The following is a 20,483-nucleotide window of genomic DNA, read 5'->3' as shown; positions in this document are numbered from 1 at the left end:
GCTTGATTTTATGTTTTATTCGCGAAATTGTAAACAATCGCGTGAAATCAAGAAATGCCAAACGCTAGTCTCGCCGCGCCAAGCAGACCGGCGTCGTCGCCCAGAGTCGCGCGAACGATCTTGGCGCGCATCGCCGGTTCGCGAAACGCGCGGTCCGAGATCTGATCGCGGACGTGTTCGATGAAAAGATCCCAACCGGCACTCGCTCCGCCACCGATGACGATCACTTCGGGATTCAGAACGTTGATAAGGTCTGCAAGCGCGATGCCGAGATAAAAGCCCATTTGACGGAAAACCTCGAGCGCCAGTTCGTCTCCGACCTTTCCTGCTTCATAAATGTCGAGCGAACTCAAGCCGGACTTGTTCTGCAAGACCGACTTCGGATATTGGTTTTCGAGATCGCGCGTGAGACGCACGACCGCCGTGGCCGACGAATACTGTTCGACGCATCCGCGCGCGCCGCACCCGCAAGGCGCTCCGAACGGTTCGACGCAGATATGGCCGATCTCTCCGCCGGTCCCGTCAGGCCCACGGAGCGGCACGCCGTTGATAATGATTCCGCCACCGACGCCGGTCCCAAGCGTCACCATAATCGAATTCTCGTAACCCATCGATGCGCCGAGCCACGATTCCCCTAGCGCGGCGGAGGTCGCGTCGTTCTCGATCAATGTTCGGATGTTCAGTTCGCTTTCCACCGCCGCGACCATCCGAAAGCCATCGAGGCTCGGCAGGTTCGGCGCCTTCATCATCACGCCCTTTGCAACGTTGACGGTCGCCGGCACCGCGGCGGCAAGCGCGACGATCTCGACTGAATCGCCGATCGCGCTCCGGCATTCGTTGGCCGAATCGACCATCGTTCGAACGATTGCGTCGGCCCGGTCAGATTTCGGTGTGTCGCGCTTCGTGCGGAAGAGTATCCGTCCGTCCTGCTCGACAGCCGCCATTCTCAAATTTGTTCCGCCTAAATCGCAGGCCAATGCGACCTTTTTCATTTTTTCGGTTTTGTAATGGATTTCAAGACTTGAGAAGCGAAACCAGAAGAATCTGCAATTCTTGACGCGAATGATTCTAACTTAATTCATTAAAGCAACAAAGGCGTCGGCGAGCCGATCTCGCCAAGCGGTCCAATTATGACCCGTTTGCCCCTCGACGTAGGTTACCTTAAAGCCCTTGCCGCGAAGCAAGACATTCACCCGCCGCGAGTCTTCGGAGCCCTCGAGGATGCCGTCGTCGAGATAAAACGTGAATTTGTTCGCCGACGGGTCCAGTTTCCCCAAGGCCGTGACAACTCGTTCGTCGTCGACCCAAAACGAACTCGACTGTCCTCCGGTCCGGGAAAATGTTCCGGGATACTTCAGACCGATCCAGAAGCTGGTGACCCCGCCCAACGACGCACCCAAAACTGCTCTTGCGTCGCGAGTTCTGATCGTGTTGTATTTGGCGTCGATCACGGAGACGACATCTTCGGCGACGAATTTCGCATATTCGTCGCTTGCCCAGTATTCTTTCGTCCGGTCCTTCGGATCGAGAAACACGATAATGAAGGGCTTGACCTTGCCCGCTTTTACGAGGTTGCGCTGGATCGCGATCGCTTCGCCGCGTTTCGCGTAATCACTGCCGTCATTGAGATAGAGAACCGGCAAAGCCCGGTCGTTGAGGCCGTCCGGGACATAGACCGAAACTTCGCGATCACCTATTCGTTCGCTCACGATCGCGGCTTTTGTCATACCCTGCCAATTCGCCCATTCGGTTGGCTTGTATCCGGACATTGCGAAAATCGAATTTTCACTTCCGACCCCGTTGTCGATCTTTTGCGGATTCAGTTCGTCGATCCCAGATTTGCCGTCGACGCTCAATTTGTATTCGGCGCGGGTCCCGGGAGCGAACTCCATCCGGACGGCAAACAGATCTTTGTCGATCGGCTGCAATTGGGTTCGCGGACTCCACCCGGAAAAATCTCCGGCGATCGAGACGCGCTTCGCTTGGCCGCGATAAAAGAAGATCACCTTTCCATCTTCGATCAACGGGGACGATGTGGCGACTTTGATTTTGTTGATCAGGTCAGCGGAAAACTCCTGCGGCTTTATTTTGTCGGCGGATATGACCTTGACGCGTTCGAAGGCCGTCGCGCCGTTCGGCAATTTGATGCCGACAACGACGATTTCCGGCGTGTCGGGCGCCAGAACGTTGACCGTGAATTTTTGATCATCGCCGGCTTCGATCAAGTACGACTTCCCCTTCAGAAGGTAACCGACTTTCGTTCCTTTCGGAGCGTTTCGGGAAAAGGTGAATGTCTCCCCCGCCTTGACCGGCAGAATGAAATCCTCATCGGTTCCGCCGAATTCACTGGCTTGTCCAGGTATGCCATCCTTTGCATATCGATCGTAAACCACCTTCGGAGTATCGAGATTCCTACCCTCCTTCAGATTCACCGCCAGGCGAATGAACTGCGCCATCGACCAAGCGAGCGGCGTCGCGGATCCGGTGCCTTCGCCAAACTTGAGTTCGGGCACAAACTGCTTGTCGATCTTCGCCGGGGTTTTGGCCTTATCCCAGATCTGCTCGGGGATCATCAGGCCGTCATTGGCGAACGCGAGCATTGCGTCGAGCCGTGTTTTCGGATCTGCCGATCGGGATCTCGGATTCAATGCGGAAACGGCGAGTTCATACTGGCCGCGCTCGCCGCTGAGAAGCGTCCAGAGCCGGCCTTTTCCGGTGTATTTTCCGTCCCAATTCCAGCGACGGCCGTCGTCCATTTCGCCATAACCGTCGTTATTGTAGCGGTAGAATCCGTCGCCATTCGGCGTTTTGACGCGGATCACATCGTCGATCACTTTCAACGACTTCGCGATCAGAGGGTCGTCGGGCGACTTGATGCCGAGCCGCACGAGTTCGAGGAATCCGGCGTCGACGATCTCCCGTTCGTCGAAGAATCCGGCGCCGTTGTTGAGTTCGAGCTGGTTGCCCGAATCGGGTTTGCCTTGCGTGATCCGTAGATAGTAATTGCCGTCGCCGTATTTTCCGTTCGTCGTCGCCGTCCACATCTCGACCTTCCTCGCCCAATCGTCGGCCGTCGCGAGATAGATCGTCGCCGATGCTTCGTCGCCGTTCTTGCGCGCTATCTCGGCGGCGCAGACGAGTCCGGCGATCTCGGCCGCGATCGTCGAAGGCGAATAGCCCGACTCCTCTTCCCAACGTTCCTGCGGCGTTGCCGGCCCGTTCCTGACGATGAAATCGGCCGCCTTCTTGACGTGATTTTCGTACGTCGATTTGTCGTTTAGTCCCAGTTCGTGAGCGAGGATCAACGGATAAGCGACCTCGTCCAACTGCAGCGATTCCCAAAACGGGCGTCCGTCGAGATAAGAATTCTGCGGAAAACTGCCGTCGGCTTTCTGCTGGACCTTGAAAAGGAAATTGACCGCACGGACCGCGGCATCACGGTCGCCGAGCGCCATAAAGGCGGTCGCCACCTGGTAAAGATCCCGCGACCAGATCAGATGATAGCCGCCGATATTGTTCTCGTTGGCGTTCGCTCCGCCGCCCCACGGAACCGTCAGCGACGCGATGTTCGCCCCGCGGACCGTCTTGTCCTCGTGCGCCTTGAGCATCATCGCCGCCATATTGAATTGCGGCTGATATCTCGGCTCTACCTTTTTGATGGTCGCGACATAGTCCGACCAGCCCCGTTCATACTCGGCCAAACAACCGTCGAAGCCCTTTTTCATTGATCCGGAGGCCGCGACCGACGCTTTCAGAACATCGTCACCAAACGAGAGTATCGTCGTGAAGCGTTCGGGCTTCATAATTCGGCCCATCTGAACGACGTTGCCGCTCGTCGCTTCACTGTAGGAATCAACGATCCTGCCGTTTTTTCGAAGCTGGTCGAGCCCGTCGCTCTTCCCTTTGTATCCGCTGATCCATTCCTCGACGTCGCTCGTAAAATACAAGGCCGCCGCAATGCCGTCGTCCTCGACGCCGAATCCCGAACTCACCGTTCCCGAACCGGAACGTCTCGTGGTCTTGACGCCGCCATTTGTGGCGCTGGTCCGTTCGGCTTCGATATCGACCTTGAGCTGCATCAGCGGCCCATATCCCTTGTCTTTCATCCCCGAGTTTTTGATCGACGGATCGAATTGAAAATAGAGCCGCAGCCCCTTGATCCTGGTCTCGAATCTGACATCGATCAGAACCGAGTTGTTCACGGGATCCGTCGTGTACGTCTTGGTGATCTTCCAATTCCCCGATTTTGACGTGTTTACCTGTTGAAAACTGAGTGAATCGACCCGCAGAACTTTGACCTGATGAACCGCATCATCCTGCTCGGTTTCGACCTTCTTCGTTTTCGGATCGACGACGACGAACTGCAGCAAATGAATGTTCGCGACCGTCACGTCCGGATAATAGACCTCGGTCATCACGCCTTGGGCGAGCGTGAACCAGACTTTCGATTCGAGGCTTGCCGATGTCCCGACGCCCTGCTTTCCGGCGGTCGCCCACTGGGCGTCGTCACCGGGACCGCCCGGCGCCGGCGTCTGTCCGAACGCAATGCAGGCAAAAGCCAAAAGGAGCAGCAACAAGACCGTTGGCCTGGGGTTCTTGCGGAAAATCATAATTTGGATCATAAGCACGCTCTCGATATGTAAGTAACGAACTGCAGTTTTGCGTTTTGATTCTCACTCGGCAGCGATCAGTTGCGACCGCAAACATTCGGAACAGTTGTTGGCTTATAGATGATAACTGAAAGTTCGCCTCGCCTTCGAGACAATTCCCTGTCGAAACGATCAACTAACCGCTGTCAACTATTCCGAAAGGACGCCTATTTTTTGACGAACTTTCCGTCCTTCCAGTCCAAGACGTAGAGTTTTTCGCCGCGCTCACTGAACTCAGGCTCGGGAAAGTTCTTTTTGAATACCTCGACGGACGTCCCGACGCGCGGCGGAACGTAGATGTTTTTCGTGCTGAATCCGGGAACTACCTTCGCGCCGATGTCCGACCATTTTCCAACAGAATACTCGAGAAACCAACTTTCCTCGGACATTTCGGCCTCCGTTTTGACGAGCACGGTGTAGTTTCCGTCCGGACGCCTGAAGATCGCCATTTCGAGACAACTCTGCCCGCCGTCGCAACCGCTCTTCCAGTAGCCGTTTTTCGCGTCTTCGATCTCGAGATAGTTTTTCACATAGTCGGCGCGGGCCTTGTCGCAGTTTTTGTCCTTCGATGGTTCGCAGCCCTCGAGCGTGAAATACTTCGCCGGCAAAAGATTGAAGAATTCGCGGACGGTGCGCGGACCCGACGCGTTCACGGGAGGCGTCGGCGACTCCGTCGGCGGCAGATTCGTATTCGGGTTCGCCGACGCTGCGGACTGACCCGTTGGGGTCGGCGACACAGCATTTGAATTCTGATTCTGGCGCGTTTGCCCTCCGCAAGAGAAGACCAGTGATGCCACGCCGAGCAACAACAATCGTTTCATTCCAAACCTCCTTATTCCAGATATTCCAGATTCCGGATTCCGGATTCCAGATTCCAGATTCCAGATTCCAGATTCCAGATTCCAGATTCCAGATTCCAGATTCCAGATTCCAGATTCCAGATTCCAGATTCCAGATTCCAGATTCCAGATTCCAGATTCCAGATTCCAGATTTTAAGTACGCAAATCCGAAATCCCAAATCCCAAATCCCAAATCCCAAATCCCAAATCCCCAATCGCTAGTCTTTTCGGCCGATCATATCGAGTCCGACGGCGGCGACCAGAATTCCGCCTTTGATGAGTTCCTGCATAAAATCACGGACGTTGAGCAGCGACATACCGTTGTCCAAACTCGCCATGATCAATGCCCCGAGGCAGGCGCCGAAAACGGTTCCGCGGCCGCCCATTAGACTTGCGCCGCCGATCACGCAGGCAGCGATCGCGTCGAGTTCCTTCAGAACACCGGCGTCAGGAGTCGCGCTGCCGAGGCGCGCCGTAAAGATCACCGCGGCCACGCCGGTGAGCGCGCCGAGAACAGCGTAAACCTTGAGAATGTTGACCTTATTGTTGATCCCGGAAAGCCTCGCCGCATCGGCATTGCCCCCGATCGCATAGAGGTAGCGGCCGAACGTGGTCGAATTCGTAATGAACACGCCGATCAAAGCGACCGCCAGTAGAATCATAACCGGAATCGGCACGCCGGCATGAGAGTTCATAACGAGTATAAAAACCAGAATCGAACTTGTCGGGACAAGGAGCCCGATAAGATTGTCAGGCGTTATCTCACTGGCTGTTTTCAAATAATAGCTTTGAACGAGCCCATAAACTCCGACCAGACCGACATAAAGCGCGCCGAACAGTGAAATGTATGATCCGTAATGAAACGTCGCGGCCGGGCTCTTGTACGAGATCATAAAACTAATCACCTGAAACCCGCCGACGATGCCCGCAAGCGCCCAAACGCCCGCTGCAAACGAACTGAGATTCTTACGAATCAACGCAAGGGCACCGACCACGACCGCAAGCCCCAAACAAACGGGAAATAGAAAAAGCACTGAGTTTCCGCCGACCGTTACGCCGGAAACGACCTCGATCCCTGACGAAATGCGGTAACCGCTAAAACTGACGATATCGACAGTTCCCCCACCGACGCCGACCCACGGCAAAAAGTAGCCGGTCGCCCCGAGAATTCCGGCTATCAAAGCCACTGACGAAAGCGGAATTCCGTACCCGGCGGCTTGTGTTGAAAGTCCGTACGCGGTTTCCTGTTTGATCTGCCTGACCGCCAGGATAAGCAGACAAACAATCGCGACCAGCGCAACGACCCATCCAACGTGCGGCGCAATATAACTCTGACCGATACTCTTGAAGATCGGATCGGCGATCGGAATCGTTTCGCTTTGCGTTATCCCTTTGACCGCGCCGCGCCACGCCAGCAATCCGCCGAGCGTCACGATGAACGCGGGGATCTTGCCGTATGCCGTCAGAACCCCGTGAAAGACGCCGACCGCGACGCAGACAACGATCGCCGCCGCAATCGCCGCCGCGAGCCCGTAACCGGTCAGGACGATCGCCGCGATGCCGCCCGCAAGAGCGAGTACCGAACCGACGGACAGGTCGATATTCCCCGAGATTATGACCATCAACATTCCGACCGCAAGGATTCCCGTCACCGAAGTCTGCGTCATCAAATTCGACAGATTGAGCGGCGACAAAAAGATTCCGGTCGTCTGCCAGTTGAAGAACAGCCATATCAGGATGAGCGCGCCCAGCATCGTGTACGCGCGAAGTGCCGATGTTTCGATTTTGAAACCACTTTTTTCAACTTTTTCGTTCATGTTCTCCTTTGGAACGGCACCGCAATCTAACTTCAGGGGACCGGTTTTTTTGCTTTATTCTAGATTTCGTGTGTCAGTGATGACCGGTCGCCGCCGCCATTACCTTTTCAGGCGTCGCTTCGGCCTTGGTGAATTCTCCCGTCAACTTTCCCTCGTGAAGCACCAGGACCCGGTCGGCGAGACCGAGAACTTCCGGAAGTTCCGATGAAACGAGGACGATCGCAAGACCTTCTTGTGCAAGGCGATTGATCTCGGCGTATATCTCCTGTTTCGCGCCGACATCGATCCCGCGCGTCGGTTCATCGAGGAAAAGCACTTTGGGATTCGTCAGAAGCCATTTTCCGAGCACCACCTTTTGCTGGTTGCCGCCCGAAAGCGTTCCGGCAACGGTCAGCGGCGAATTGGCTTTGACCCGCAACGATTCCATCGCGCCGTTCGCGGCCTTCGTCTCACGCGAGCGGTGCGTCATAAACGCGCCCGAGATGCGCTTTAGCCCGGCAAGCGTCATATTGTCGACGATAGTCTGTTCAAGCAAGAGTCCGTAGCGTTTGCGGTCCTCGGTCACAAATCCGATGCCGTTCGCGATCGCGTCGGCGGGAGTCCTGATCGACGCCGGTCGGCCTTCAACCATCAATTCGCCCGACGAACGCCCGTTCCAGGCACCGAATACGGACATCAGAAGTTCGCTGCGACCCGCGCCCATCAGCCCTGCAATTCCGACAACTTCCCCTTTTCGCACCGAAAACGAAACATCGTCGACCAACTTCTTCGAAGGCAGATCGATGTCGTAAGCGGTAAGGTTGCGCACCTCGAGCGCGGTTTCACCGAACTCGTGACTTGAGATCGGGAAGATGTCGCCGACGTCCCGACCAACCATCAAAGAAATCACCTTGTCCTTGGTCAGTTCGGCGGCGTTGCTTGTCCCGACCGTCCGTCCGTCGCGCAGAACCGTGATGCGGTCGGCCATTTCGAAAACCTCATCGAGCTTGTGCGAAATGTAGATCATTCCGACACCGCGCGCTTTCAGGTCGCGAAGGATCGTGAACAACGTTTCGACTTCCGATTCTGTCAGCGCCGCCGTCGGTTCGTCGAGAACGAGGATCTTCGCATCTTTCGAGAGCGCCTTGGCGATTTCGACGAGCTGTTGCTGGCCGATCCCGAGGTTTCCGACCGGCGTGCGCGGGTCGATATCAAGATGCAGGTCTTGCAAGAGCTTTGCGGCTCTTTGATAGAGTTCGGACCAGTTGATGATACCGAAACGCGCGGGTTCCTGGCCAAGAAAAATGTTCTCTCCGACCGTCAATTCCTTGACCAGGGAGAGTTCCTGAAAAATGATCGCGATCCCCGCATTCTCGGCTTCGCGGATCGTCGCGAAACGCCGTGCGGATCCTTCGACGACGATGTCGCCGCCGTACGTGCCGAACGGATAAACGCCCGAAAGAACCTTCATCAACGTCGACTTTCCGGCGCCGTTTTCGCCGACGAGCGCGTGGAACTCGCCGGCCGAAAGATCGAACGTAACGCCGTCAAGCGCCTTGACGCCCGGAAACTCCTTTGTTATCTGCCGCATTTCGAGTAAGAACATAGTTTTGTTTTCGCGTGAACTTTGAACTAACTTTGATTTTTGATCTTTGAACTTTGATCTTTGGTCTTTGATCACCGCACAAATTTAATGTCTAAAATTGAAAGCCCGGGGCTCCAATCTCGAATCTCAGAAGATCAAAGACCAAAGATCAAAGTTCAAAGATCAAAGTTTGTCATCTGACCAAAACAACTTCCTTCGTGCTGTCGCTGATCTCGATCCGCAAACGCTTCGTACCGGCGTCGAATTTGGATTCGATCTTGTTTCCATCCGCGCGTACCTCACGCGGTTCGGAACCGATACCGACCGCTTCGACGTATCGTATCTTTTGGCCCCGAAAACCGCCGATCCGTTCGATCGCCAAGCTTCCCTGCCGATGCGTGATCCGCACGTCGCGCCACTCCGATTTTCGATATCCGTAACCGTCACCCGCATCCTGAAACAGCGTCGCGTTCTCCGTCGTACCCGGCTTAATTCCGGCGGCCACGATCAAAGTGATTTCGGCCGACGGCATCTCGCCCGTGTACTGAACCACCGCCTGTATCGGAATTACGGCGCCGACGCGAAGAAACAACGGCAGCCGATCAAGCGGCGCCTGGATGCTATGGGATTTTCCGCCCTCCAAACGAGCGCCGGTCCACCAGTCGATCCAATCACTTCCCTTCGGAAGATAGACGCCGCGATTGCGCGCGCCGTCGCGGATCACAGGCGCGACCAGGACATCCCGCCCGACCAGATACTCGTCATTGATCAGATACGTCGCATTGTCTTCGGGAAACTCATACCATAGCGGGCGCATCACCGGAGCGCCCGTTCTTTCGTGGTCGCGGAAAAGCGTGTAAATGTAAGGCAGGAACCGATATCTCAGTTCTACCGTTGCACGGTTGATCTTTGTGAATTCGTCACCATATTCCCAGGGTTCCTTGTTTCCGGCCGACGGCACCGAATGCGATCTCAGGAACGGCGTCAGCGCCGCGGCCTGCAGCCAGCGCGCGTAGAGTTCACCGGACGGCATATCGTTGAAGCCGCCGACATCGGCGCCGACGAACGGAACGCCCGATACGCTGAGATTCGCAAGCATCGGGATCGACAACGCCAGGTGATCCCAACCAGCATAGTTGTCGCCCGTCCAAACGGCCGAATAACGCTGCACGCCCGCGAAACCGGCCCGGGTCAAGATGAACGGCCGTTTGTCGGGAGCGAGTTTTCCGACACCTTCGAAACTGGCGCGCGCCATCTGCATCCCAAAGACATTGTGATATCGGCGATGTGTGTCGAGCAGACCGTCGCCCGCGTGCGGAGTGTCGTAAGGGAACGTCTTCTGCGGATGGTGATAGATCTCGGGCCGTTCGTCCTTTTCGGTGATAAAGACGCCGGGCTCGTTCATATCGTTCCAGAACCCCGCGATCCCTTCCTCGACATTCTTGCGGTATTGTTCACCCCACCAAGCCCTCGCTTTCGGGTCCGTAAAATCCGGGAACGCGGAGTTTCCCGGCCAAACGCGCTGGTTAAGCTCGGAGCCGTCGGGGTTCTTCACGAAGACACCGGCCCTTTTTCCGTCGGCGTATGTCGAGTATTTTTCGTCCGTCTTGATTCCGGGATCGATGATGAGCACCGTCTGAAATCCGTCGGCACGGAGATCCGAGACGAGTTTCTTCGGATCCGGAAACTTCTCTGTGTCCCACGTGAAGACCCGAAAGCCTTCCATATAGTCGATATCGAGATAGATGACGTCGGCCGGGATCTTGTTCTTCCGGAATCCGTCAGCGATCTCGCGGACGCGCTTTTCCGGTTGGTATGACCAACGCGATTGCTGATTGCCGAGCGCCCAGAGCGGCGGCAACGGCGTCTTGCCCGTGAGATTCGCGTAGTCCTCAAGGACCTTTCTCGGACTTCTCGACTTACCGCCGGTAAAGACGAAATAGTCGAGTTCGCCCCCGTTCGCGCCGAACGAATAACGATCCGGCGATGTCTTGCCCATATCGAAAAATGACCGGAAAGTGTTGTTGAAAAAGACCCCGTAGGCCTTTCCCTGATATAGCGCGTAAAAGAAGGGGATCGATTGATAGATCGGATCAAGTCCGGGCGGATACGAGAAAGTGTCGGTGTTCCAGTTGACGATGTACTCGCCGTTGCGCGACATCCCGGCGAACGCCTTTTCGCCGAAGCCATAATACGTTTCGACCTCCGCGCGTCGGAGTTTTGTCGTGTTGAACTCGCCCGTCGCCGGATCGAAAACGGTCGACCGCCGCGGATCGTCGCCGACAACCAACTCGCCGTTCTCGTCGAAGACGCGTATCAGAAGTCCCGACCGCGCGATCGAGACCTTCGCGCCGAACGCGTTCGCGACAACGATCTCGCGCGGGGTCTGCGAGACCTTGACGATCGGGGTTTTTCGTTCCTGCGAGTAATCGAACGCGTAAGAGAACTCCCGCTCGAACTTTCCCGAAGGCGCAATCCGGATCCGGACAACGTCGATATCAAAGAACTCAACGGAAACCCGCGCCCGGCTTGAAGTCTCGACGACGACGCCATTTGTTTTGACCTGCGCGACGCGCGTCACGTTTCCAACTGCCTGCCACGAGGCTTTTGTCTGGACACACTGCAAAAGTACCAAACAAAAAAAGCAGGCAAGTCCCGCCAAGAATTTTGTCGATGCATGTTTCATCCCTAAACCTCAAAAACCTCTCTCAGGGTTGGTCGCGCGGCTAGATCTCTCTCGCCCCAACGACCAACCCGGAAGCCGAATTCAACGATTACTTCTTCGCCGGTCGCTTGTCGGCCGGGACATTCGCGTAGACATCATCAAAACTGGCGAAACCATCCTTGATGACCGTCTCGATAAGGTTGTTGATGTCGACGACGGTGACCTCAAGAAGGATCGCCGGCACCTCTTTCTTGATGCTGTCGTTCATAAACGGTTTCGCTTCAGCGAGTGCTTCCTTCTTGGCGAGTTTGATCGCCGCCTCGACCGCCGCGTTCGCGAGCGGGATGATCGGTTTGTAGACCGTCATCGATTGCTTGCCTTCGGCGATTCGCTGCAGCGCCGCTTTTTCCGCGTCCTGACCGGTCACGATGATCTTTCCGGCAAGGCCCTTCTTTTCAAGCGCCGCGATCACGCCGCCGGCCATTCCGTCGTTCGAGACAACGAAGGCGTCGATCTTATCGCTGTTTTGGGTCAGGGCGTTCTCAGCGAATTTCAGCGCCTCTTCGGATTTCCAGTCGGTAATGAACTGATCGGCAACGATCTTGATCTCGCCTTTGTCGATCGCGGGTTGGAGCACTGCGAGTTGCTCCCGTTTCATAATCACGGCGTTGTTGTCCGTCGAACCGCCATAAACCATTACGTAGTTGCCCTTCGGAGCCTTGGCGAACGCGTATTCGGCGATCTTCTTGCCGATTACCGGGACCTGATGCGAAATGTACAGATCAAGCTTGTCCGAGTTGATCAGCCGGTCGTAGCTGATGACGGGGACGTTTTTCGCCTTTGCCATATCGACCATTTGCGCGGCCTGCGTCGCCTCATGCGGCGCAATAACGAGGACGTCAATGCCCTTCGTCAGCAATTGCTCGACGTCGCTGAGTTGTTTTTCCGCCTTGTTGTCGGCGAAGGTCAGTTCACAATCGATCTGGAGTTTCTCGCAGTGCGCCTTGAACGCATCGCGGTCGCGTTGCCAACGCTCTTCCTTGACGGTCGCCATCGCAAAACCGATCTTGATCTTTTTGCCGCCCGCCGGATTGCTTCCACCGCCGTTTCCGCCGGCTTGCGGCGGCCCCTGAACGCAACCTGTCAACGAGACCGCCGCTGAAATCACGATCAGAATAAACAGACTCTGAAGTCTTCGCATAATGAATAGCTCCTTTTTAACAGATAATTAAGTTGAACCTAAGATAAACGGAAAAGGCCCGTTTGGCAACGATTTGAAACAAACGATCCACCTATCGTGTTTCGTAAACGGGATCGCCGATCGTGCTTGTTCTATTTGCGTCGGAAGATCCGGACGCCGAATCCGTTCAAAGCAATCGCCGGCAAGCCGATGACGCGCTTTTCCGGGGCCGGCGTCAATTCTTCGAAGACCCCCGAAGCCTCGACCGAACCGAAAAAAGGCGAACTCGTCATATTGATCGCGACGAGGACCTCTTCGCTGCCGAATTTGCGTGAAAAGGTCAGCACACGATTTTCATCCGAATTGCGGAGCCACGTCAATTCGCCGCGCCGGATCGCCGCGGAGTTCTTTCGAAGTTCGATCATTGACCCGTAAAACTTCGGGAATTCCGGCCGGCGAACCGCCGCGTCCCAAAAGACCGGCATTTTCTCGAAGAGCGCGGGAAATCCTGATTCCGTCGTGTCGCCGACCTCCATTCCGTTATAGAACATCGGCACGCCGTCGAGTGTAAACGCAAGAGCCTGCGCGGCGATCGCGCCTTTCTCTCCAAATCGGGCAATCGCACGCTTTTCGTCGTGATTGTCCGAAAATCTCATTCGCAACGCGCCCTTCGGAAATTTTGCGCGCTGTTCTTCCCAAGTCTTTCGAATCGCCCAAGCGGGCGCTCCGTTCTGCAGAACCTGCGTCAGTACCGAATGGTTCTCCCAGGAATAGTCGAGATCGAACGCTTTCACAAGCAGATCAGGTGATTCCCATTCGGCGAGCCAGATCGTGTCCGATTTGATCTTATCGACCTCCGATCGCGCCGTCTCCCAGAAATCCGTCGGCACGAATCCGGCGACGTCGCATCGGAAGCCGTCGAGATCGAAGTCACAAACCCACGATTTGAGCATCTCGATCATATATTTGCGCAGTTCGGGATTCCCGTAATTGAGATCCGCAACGTCGGCCCAATCAGGAATCGGCGGAATCACCTCGCCCTTGTCGTTGGTTGTATGAAAGCCTTTCATTTTCATCATCACCGAGTCCCAACTCGTGTGATTCGCAACGATGTCGATGATGACCTTCATTCCTCGTTTGTGTGACTCGGCGATGAGGTTCTTGAGATCGGCAGCCGTTCCGTAATCCGGATTGACCGCATAGTAATCTCGCACCGCGTAGGGCGACCCGATGGTTCCCTTCTTCTTCTCCTGCCCGATCGGATGGACCGGCATCAGCCACAAAACCGTGACGCCGAGTTTTTGCAGCCGGTCGAGATCTTTCGTGATCGAATTGAAATCGCCTTTCTGCGAGTAATTCCGCGGAAATATCTCATAGATCACCGCGTCTTTGACCCAATCCGGCGAAGGTCGTGCGTTTTCTTTTGAAAAGTCCCTCTGCGCGTCCACCGAAGTCAACGTCACGACCGTCAAAAGCGCGGCAATAGCGATTCTCGAAATGATCTGCATCATATTGATTTCCAACTCCGTCCTTTTTCGTCAACAATTCCAAACGATTTTTGAAACCGCGATCAGCGGTCTCAATGTCCCGCAGGTGCTCCTTCCGTTCCCTGAATCTTGGCCGCGCCGACATCCCTGACGATGAAGACCGAAACTGCCGCGACGAGCATTGAAAATCCGCCCAGCATCACGGCGTTGAGCGCATCGCCGCCAAGCACTGTCTTGTAGATCTGCGGCGTCAGAAGATTCTGCGTGACTTGCGGAATGACGATGAACAGATTGAAAACGCCCATATAAACTCCCATCCGCTCCGGTTTGATGGCGCCCGCGAGGATCACGTAAGGCATCGATAGGATCGAAGCCCAGGCGATTCCGACGCCGGCCATTCCGAGCCACAAGAAATACGGGCCGGTGGCGAAATAGGTCGAGATCAGCCCAAGTCCCCCGCAGATCAAACAAAAGATATGCACGCCCTTGCGCCCGATCTTCTCGGCGAGCGGCGGGATCGCGAACGCGATCAGAAAACAAACGAAATTATAAACGGCGAAACACACTCCGCCCCATTCGGTACCCTGCCGGAACAGGTCCGATTTGTCGTCAACCGCGCCGAAAACGTGCCTGGCGACCGCGATCCCGTAGTATTGCCACATAAACGGCAGCGCGAACCACGTAAAGAACTGGACAACGGCGAGTTGCTTCATCGTCGTCGGCATATCGGAAATCGCTTCCACGATCTCTTTGACGATCGTTCCGACGATGTTGCCCTCGTTCCGCTTACGGTCGAACTCCTCCATATTCTCCGGCGGATACTCGCCGGTCGAGAAAACCGTCCAAAGAACTGCGATCAGAAATGCCGCAGCCCCGACGATAAAGGCGATCAGGGTCGAATACGGAATTCCGCTCTTCATCACGCCGACCACGCCGAGAAACGTCAGTATGTACGGAAGCGCATTGGCGAGCGTCGAACCGATCCCGATAAAAAACGACTGCATCACGAATCCGAGTGTGCGTTGTTCTTCCGGCAGTTTGTCGCCGACGAACGCCCGAAAGGGTTCCATCGTGATGTTTATCGAAGCGTCCATGATCCACAAAAGGCCGGCTGCCATCCAAACCGCGGAAGAATTCGGCATCAGGATCAGACAGATGCTGGCGAGAACCGCTCCGACGAGAAAGTACGGACGGCGGCGTCCGAGTCGGTTCCAGGTGCGGTCCGACATCGCGCCGACTATCGGCTGGACAAGAAGTCCCGTAAGCGGCCCGGCGAGCCAAAGATAGCCGATACTTCCTTCATCGGCGCCGAGATATTTGTAGATCGGCGACATATTCGCCATCTGCAAGCCCCAACCGAATTGAATGCCGAGAAATCCGAAACTCATGTTCCAGATCTGCCAAAAAGAAAGACGCGGTTTGTTTTCCATACATTAATATTCCTCGATTCGGATCTTCGGCAAAGGGAAAAGCGACGCCCTTGGCTCAAATTGGATTCGCAAGTCGGAACTTGCAGACTATTGCTGTCGGTTCTTGAAATACATCGCGATCCAACTTCCGGCGACGACGACGGCGATCAGGACGCCGCCGATGATCACCGCGTTGCTAAGGACCGCGCCGGCACCGCTTCTCGACGAAAGGCCGAGAAAAACCAGAAACGCCGCGATGACGATCGCGATAAATGATAATGCTTTCATATTTTAACTTCGTCAGAACTGCAAATTGTCGATCGCGAACTATGTCAGTAGTGCCGTCGGCTCGTTCAGGCCGGCCCGGATCACGAGACGTTTGATCTGATTTGACGCCCTACTGCCCTCCCGCCGCGAGTCGAATGCAATTCCGCGCCTCATTCGTTCAGGGTCGGCCTCCCGGCCGACCGCGAGACGCTCGAATCCGTATGTCGGGCTACTGCCCGACCGCGTCTATCTCAATCGGAACCGTTCCCGGCTCGTGCGGCTGATACGCATTGTAACTCGACCATTTCCAGTCTCGCGGATGCTCGCACAATCCAGCGCGGACCGGATTCATATGAATATAGTCAAGTTTCTGTCGCAAGAACTTCGGACTCCATATTTCAATTATCGTCGGATTCTTTTGCCAAACCGCGTACCGGTACCTGCGCTTTTGCGGCACCTTCAACTTCAATCGAAGCAGCGAATCCCAGAACTCCTTTTCTTTCAACCAATCGATAATCTTACGAGCGCTCAATCCACGCAAGCGGAGCATGAATTTCTCCGGATCGTTGTCTTCGAGTTTAACAAGAATATGAAAATGATCAGGCATCAAAACGTATCCGATGAGTTTGAACGGAAATTTCTCCTTAACTTCCTTTAACTGACTGATGAAGATCTCGCATGCGGTTTTGCTTCTGAAGACCGGCACGCGATCGTGAGTGACAGCGGTGATGTAGTAGTACATATTGTCTCCTTTTTTTGAGTGTTGACGGGCGGCAGCCCGATTTTAAGTGTGTGCAACGGGCGGTAGCCCGAATTTCTTGAGGAACGAATCTTCGATCGGCCGGGAGGCCGATCCTGAACGCATTTTTAGCGAACTTGAGTCGAAGCTTGGATCGAAAGGCCGATTCTGAACTCATTTTATGCGAAATTGAGTCGAATCTTCGATCGGCCGGAAGGCCGATCCGGAACAAGCAGAAACTTAACGAATTTTCAAAGAACAAAGCACGCGCCTATTGCTCGACGGTGAACACGCCGCCGGAGCGGGCGGGCATCGTGAATCTCAACCTGCCGTCGACTATCCTGATGTCGTCGATCTTATCCAGCCGATCGACAAGAATCGTGTTCAACCCGAACGGTTTGATCATCGAAACGTCGAACGAAACCTCAGCCGGCTTCGAATCGTTGTTGAAGACCACCAAAACCGCTTGTTTTTCCGTTAGGCGGGCATACGCCATCTGCTGCTCCTCATCCAGCAAATCGAGCGATTTGCCGCGACGCAAAGGTTCGAGTTCCTGACGCAGTTTGCCGAGTCGCGCGAGGTGGTTCCAAACGTCGTTCTGAGACTTCGTCCGCCCTGTCGCGTCAAAGGCATTGATTCCGTCGCCCGCGAAGCCGCCGGGAAAATCGCGCCGGTTGTCGGGGTCGCCGCCGCCGGGCATCGCGATCTCGTCGCCGTAGTAAAGCAACGGCGTGCCGCGTGTCGTCATAATGAAGGTCTGCGCCATTTTCAGCCCATCGGTCGTCGCCCCGCGCTCGTGCATAAAGCGTTCCATATCGTGGACGCCGAGGAATGTCGTCAGGACGTTTGGATTCGGATAAAGCCAATCGCGCGAAAGCATTTGCGAAACGCCCCTGATGGATTCGCCACGCGCGAAGGCGCCCCGGATCTGGTAAAAGAGCGCGAAATCATATAACGAGTCGATCTGCGGATCGATCCCGTCGTGCCCTTTCCGGCCCGTCTGGAAATACGCGACGAGCGCCGGATCGCCGTCGAAAAGCTCGCCCAGAATGTTTACTTTCGGATACTCACGCTTGACCGCCGAGCCCCATTTTGCCCAAAACGAACGCGGCACGTGCGGCAGCGTGTCCATTCGAATGGCGTCGAACCCGCCCGTCTCAAGCCACCATAAACTGTTCTGAATCAGATACTTCTCTACTTCCGGATCGCCTTGGTTGAAATCCGGCAGGATATCAATGAACCAGCCGTCGATGTTGCGTTTTTGCGTCTGCAAGGTCGCCCGCGGATTCATCGCCGTCCATTTCTGCCAGTTGTTCGAAAGATGATTCTCGAGCGTTCCGTTCCACCAGGTCGGTGTCGGCGGATCGGCCGCCCAGCGATGATACGGTCCGGTGTGATTTGCAACTTGGTCCTGGATCACCTTGAATCCCATCGCCTGCGCCTTGGCGATGAATTCCTTGAGTTTCGCCATATCGCCGAGATGTTCGTCGACGGCGTACATATCGACGGCTCCGTAGCCGTGATAGCCGGTCGTAAACGGCATTCCCTCGTACATTTCCTTGAAGTCGGGCTTGTCGTTGTTGTCGTAAACGGGAGTAGTCCAGATCGCCGTTACCCCGAGTGATTTCAGATACGGCAATTTGTCGATCAGGCCCTCAAGATCACCGCCGTGATAATGCCGGCCGTAGCGCCGATCAAACAACCCCTTCGATTTCTCGGGATCGTTGTTCGACATATCGCCGTCGGCAAATCGATCCGGAATGACGAAATAGATCACGTCGTCCGGCGTGTAGCCGCGGTGCGTGATCGCGCTTCGTTTCTTGGCAGTGATCTCAAAGTCAAAGGCGGACGATTTTCCCGCCTTCGTCACGGAGAACTTGTATTTCCCCGTTTTCGCCGCCGGCCGGATCGCGATGTCGGCGAACAAGTAGTGACCGTTCGCCGAGGCCTTCAAGTTCGAGACCCGCAAGACGCTTCCCCGCGGCGCAGTGACCGTCGCGCCGTTCAAATCGGTGCCGGTCAGCAAAACGCGAACCGGATTGACCGTCGAACCCGCCCACCAACTCGGCGGCTCGACCTTTTCAACCGATTGCCCAAATGCGATGAGCGGCAAAAGAAACAATAGACCCGAAATGCATCCCAAAGTTTTTGTCATATTCGTCATTTAGTCATAAGTTGCAACGACTGATAATTACTCGCCCCGGCTGTCAGCTGACAACTCGAAGCTCATAGCTCATAGCTCATAGCTCATAGCTCGAATAATCCTTCATCCGTAGGATTTCTCTCCGCTACTTGCGCCCGTAAATCTCAGTCAATTCGCCCAATCGTTCGGCGATCTCGTCAGACAGATCGCCGTCACGGCACTGCCAAAACCAATTCCCGGACTCCGACGCCGGCAGATTCATCCGCGCCTCGGTACCCAAACCCAAAAGATCCTGCGCCGGCACGATCGCCGTGTTCGCGACGCTCGCGAGCACGGCGCGGATAAGATCCCAGTGAATCTCGGATCCGTCCGAATTCAAGTATTTCAGACAAAAATCGTGCTCGCGGCTGATCTCGTCTTCGTCGCGCGTCGAACCGGCGCCGGCCTGCGAATTGAACCAGCCGACGGTCGTGTCATTGTCGTGCGTGCCGGTGTAAACGACGCAGTTGTTGATGTAGTTGTGCGGCAGATCGAGATTCGCCGTGTCGCCTCCGAAGGCGAACTGCAAGATCCGCATACCCGGAAAACCGAAACCATCCCGTAATTCCTCGACGTCCGGCGTAATGACGCCGAGATCTTCGGCGAGGATCGGCAGTCTTCCCAGCTCGCGTCGCAGCGTCATAAACAGGTCTTTCCCGGGCACATTGACCCAGCGGCCATTTTCGGCAGTCTTGTCGCCGCCCGGCACTTCCCAACTCGCGGCGAATCCGCGGAAATGATCGATCCGCAGAATATCGACCATCTTGAGCGTGAATTTCACGCGCGAAACCCACCATTTGAAACCGTCGGCCTGCATCGCATCCCAGTTGTAGATCGGATTTCCCCAAAGCTGGCCGGTCTTCGAAAAGTAATCGGGCGGAACGCCCGCGACGGTCTTCGGCGAACCGTCGCGGTTCAGCTTGAACTCCTGCGGATTGCACCAAACGTCCGCCGAATCGAGGGAAATGAAGATCGGGACATCGCCGATGATCCGGATCCCTTTGCCGTTGGCGTAATTCTTGAGCCGCGACCATTGCTTGAAAAACAGGAATTGATAGAACTTCTGCGCCTGTATTTCATCGAGGAGTTCCTCTCGCGCGGCGAGAATCGCGGTCTCGTCGCGAAGTTTGAGCGGTTCGTCCCACTGCTGCCACGAATGTTGGTCCTGCGTCTTTTTGATGGCGCGGAACAGCGCGTAATCGTCGAGCCATTCGGCGACGACCTGCGTGAACGATTCGAACGAACCGCGAAGATTGACGCTCGTCGTCAACCGAAATCGCCGATACGCCTTTTCGAGCAGCGCGTTCTTCCATTCGATGACGCTGCCGAAATCAACGCGTCCTTCCGGAAAATCCGGCCGATCATCGATCTCTTCCTGCGTCAGCAATTCTTCGTCGACGAGCGTTTCGGGCGAGATCAGGTTCGTATTCCCGGCAAACGCCGAGAAACACTGATAGGGCGAGTCGCCAAAACCGGTCGGCCCGAGCGGCAAAACCTGCCAGTATGTTTGTTTTGCGGCGACGAGAAAATCGACAAATTCGTACGCCGTGCGGCCGAGATCGCCGATGCCGTACGGCGACGGCAAACTCGTCGGATGAAGCAGAATTCCTGCGGCTCTTGGAAAGGGCATGTTTTCGTTAGTAAGCAGTCTGAGTTAATGTTCACCAAAGCCGGCAAATGCTTT

At 55.5% G+C, this 20,483-nt stretch carries 14 protein-coding genes; 1 reads left to right on the top strand and 13 read right to left on the bottom strand.

Annotated elements, in window-relative coordinates; translation table 11 throughout:
• Nucleotides 1–47 precede the first annotated feature (47 nt).
• The 3 genes from IPN69_09475 to IPN69_09465 form a co-directional block, all read right to left on the bottom strand.
• The gene (locus tag IPN69_09475) at nucleotides 48–992 is read right to left on the bottom strand and encodes an ROK family protein (GenBank protein ID MBK8810946.1); all 945 of its coding nucleotides are present in this window, start codon (nucleotides 990–992) and stop codon (nucleotides 48–50) included.
• Nucleotides 993–1,073: 81 nt separating this feature from the next.
• On the bottom strand, nucleotides 1,074–4,622 hold the full coding sequence (locus tag IPN69_09470; protein ID MBK8810945.1) for a hypothetical protein: 3,549 nt from the start codon (nucleotides 4,620–4,622) through the stop codon (nucleotides 1,074–1,076).
• Between the two features lie 194 nt (nucleotides 4,623–4,816).
• Nucleotides 4,817–5,470 (bottom strand): hypothetical protein, encoded by a 654-nt coding sequence (locus tag IPN69_09465; protein MBK8810944.1) that lies wholly within the window; start codon nucleotides 5,468–5,470, stop codon nucleotides 4,817–4,819.
• Here IPN69_09465 and IPN69_09460 point away from each other — a divergent pair.
• Nucleotides 5,440–5,646 carry a hypothetical protein gene (locus IPN69_09460; GenBank protein MBK8810943.1) on the top strand — a complete coding sequence of 69 codons (207 nt, stop codon included), beginning with the start codon at nucleotides 5,440–5,442 and terminating at the stop codon, nucleotides 5,644–5,646. The genes IPN69_09465 and IPN69_09460 overlap by 31 nt on opposite strands.
• Before the next feature lie 61 nt (nucleotides 5,647–5,707).
• Here the strand turns inward: IPN69_09460 and IPN69_09455 are convergent, their stop codons facing one another.
• From IPN69_09455 to malQ, 10 genes are all read right to left on the bottom strand, one after another.
• Nucleotides 5,708–7,306, bottom strand: coding sequence for a hypothetical protein (locus IPN69_09455; protein ID MBK8810942.1), 1,599 nt, complete (start codon nucleotides 7,304–7,306; stop codon nucleotides 5,708–5,710).
• Between the two features lie 73 nt (nucleotides 7,307–7,379).
• A complete protein-coding gene (locus IPN69_09450; protein ID MBK8810941.1) occupies nucleotides 7,380–8,891 on the bottom strand; it encodes a xylose ABC transporter ATP-binding protein in 1,512 nt (503 codons plus the stop codon).
• 172 nt (nucleotides 8,892–9,063) lie between these two features.
• Nucleotides 9,064–11,496, bottom strand: coding sequence for a DUF4968 domain-containing protein (locus IPN69_09445; GenBank protein MBK8810940.1), 2,433 nt, complete (start codon nucleotides 11,494–11,496; stop codon nucleotides 9,064–9,066).
• Between the two features lie 148 nt (nucleotides 11,497–11,644).
• The gene (locus IPN69_09440) at nucleotides 11,645–12,709 is read right to left on the bottom strand and encodes a substrate-binding domain-containing protein (protein MBK8810939.1); all 1,065 of its coding nucleotides are present in this window, start codon (nucleotides 12,707–12,709) and stop codon (nucleotides 11,645–11,647) included.
• 158 nt (nucleotides 12,710–12,867) lie between these two features.
• Nucleotides 12,868–14,226, bottom strand: a complete 1,359-nt coding sequence (locus IPN69_09435; protein MBK8810938.1) for an alpha-amylase — start codon at nucleotides 14,224–14,226, stop codon at nucleotides 12,868–12,870.
• 68 nt (nucleotides 14,227–14,294) lie between these two features.
• Nucleotides 14,295–15,590, bottom strand: coding sequence for an MFS transporter (locus IPN69_09430; protein ID MBK8810937.1), 1,296 nt, complete (start codon nucleotides 15,588–15,590; stop codon nucleotides 14,295–14,297).
• A gap of 129 nt (nucleotides 15,591–15,719) precedes the next feature.
• On the bottom strand, nucleotides 15,720–15,899 hold the full coding sequence (locus tag IPN69_09425) for a hypothetical protein (GenBank protein MBK8810936.1): 180 nt from the start codon (nucleotides 15,897–15,899) through the stop codon (nucleotides 15,720–15,722).
• A gap of 208 nt (nucleotides 15,900–16,107) precedes the next feature.
• Entirely contained in the window at nucleotides 16,108–16,620 is a 513-nt protein-coding gene (locus tag IPN69_09420) for a transposase (GenBank protein MBK8810935.1), read from the bottom strand.
• 268 nt (nucleotides 16,621–16,888) lie between these two features.
• Nucleotides 16,889–18,772, bottom strand: a complete 1,884-nt coding sequence (locus IPN69_09415) for a cyclomaltodextrinase N-terminal domain-containing protein (GenBank protein ID MBK8810934.1) — start codon at nucleotides 18,770–18,772, stop codon at nucleotides 16,889–16,891.
• Nucleotides 18,773–18,905: 133 nt separating this feature from the next.
• Nucleotides 18,906–20,429, bottom strand: coding sequence for a 4-alpha-glucanotransferase (gene malQ, locus IPN69_09410; GenBank protein MBK8810933.1), 1,524 nt, complete (start codon nucleotides 20,427–20,429; stop codon nucleotides 18,906–18,908).
• Between the last annotated feature and the right edge of the window lie 54 nt (nucleotides 20,430–20,483).

Source organism: Acidobacteriota bacterium (assembly GCA_016715115.1).
In the GTDB taxonomy this organism is placed as follows: domain Bacteria; phylum Acidobacteriota; class Blastocatellia; order Pyrinomonadales; family Pyrinomonadaceae; genus JAFDVJ01.
Note: the sequence above shows the minus strand (reverse complement) of the source record. Positions and strands in the feature narration are given on the sequence as shown.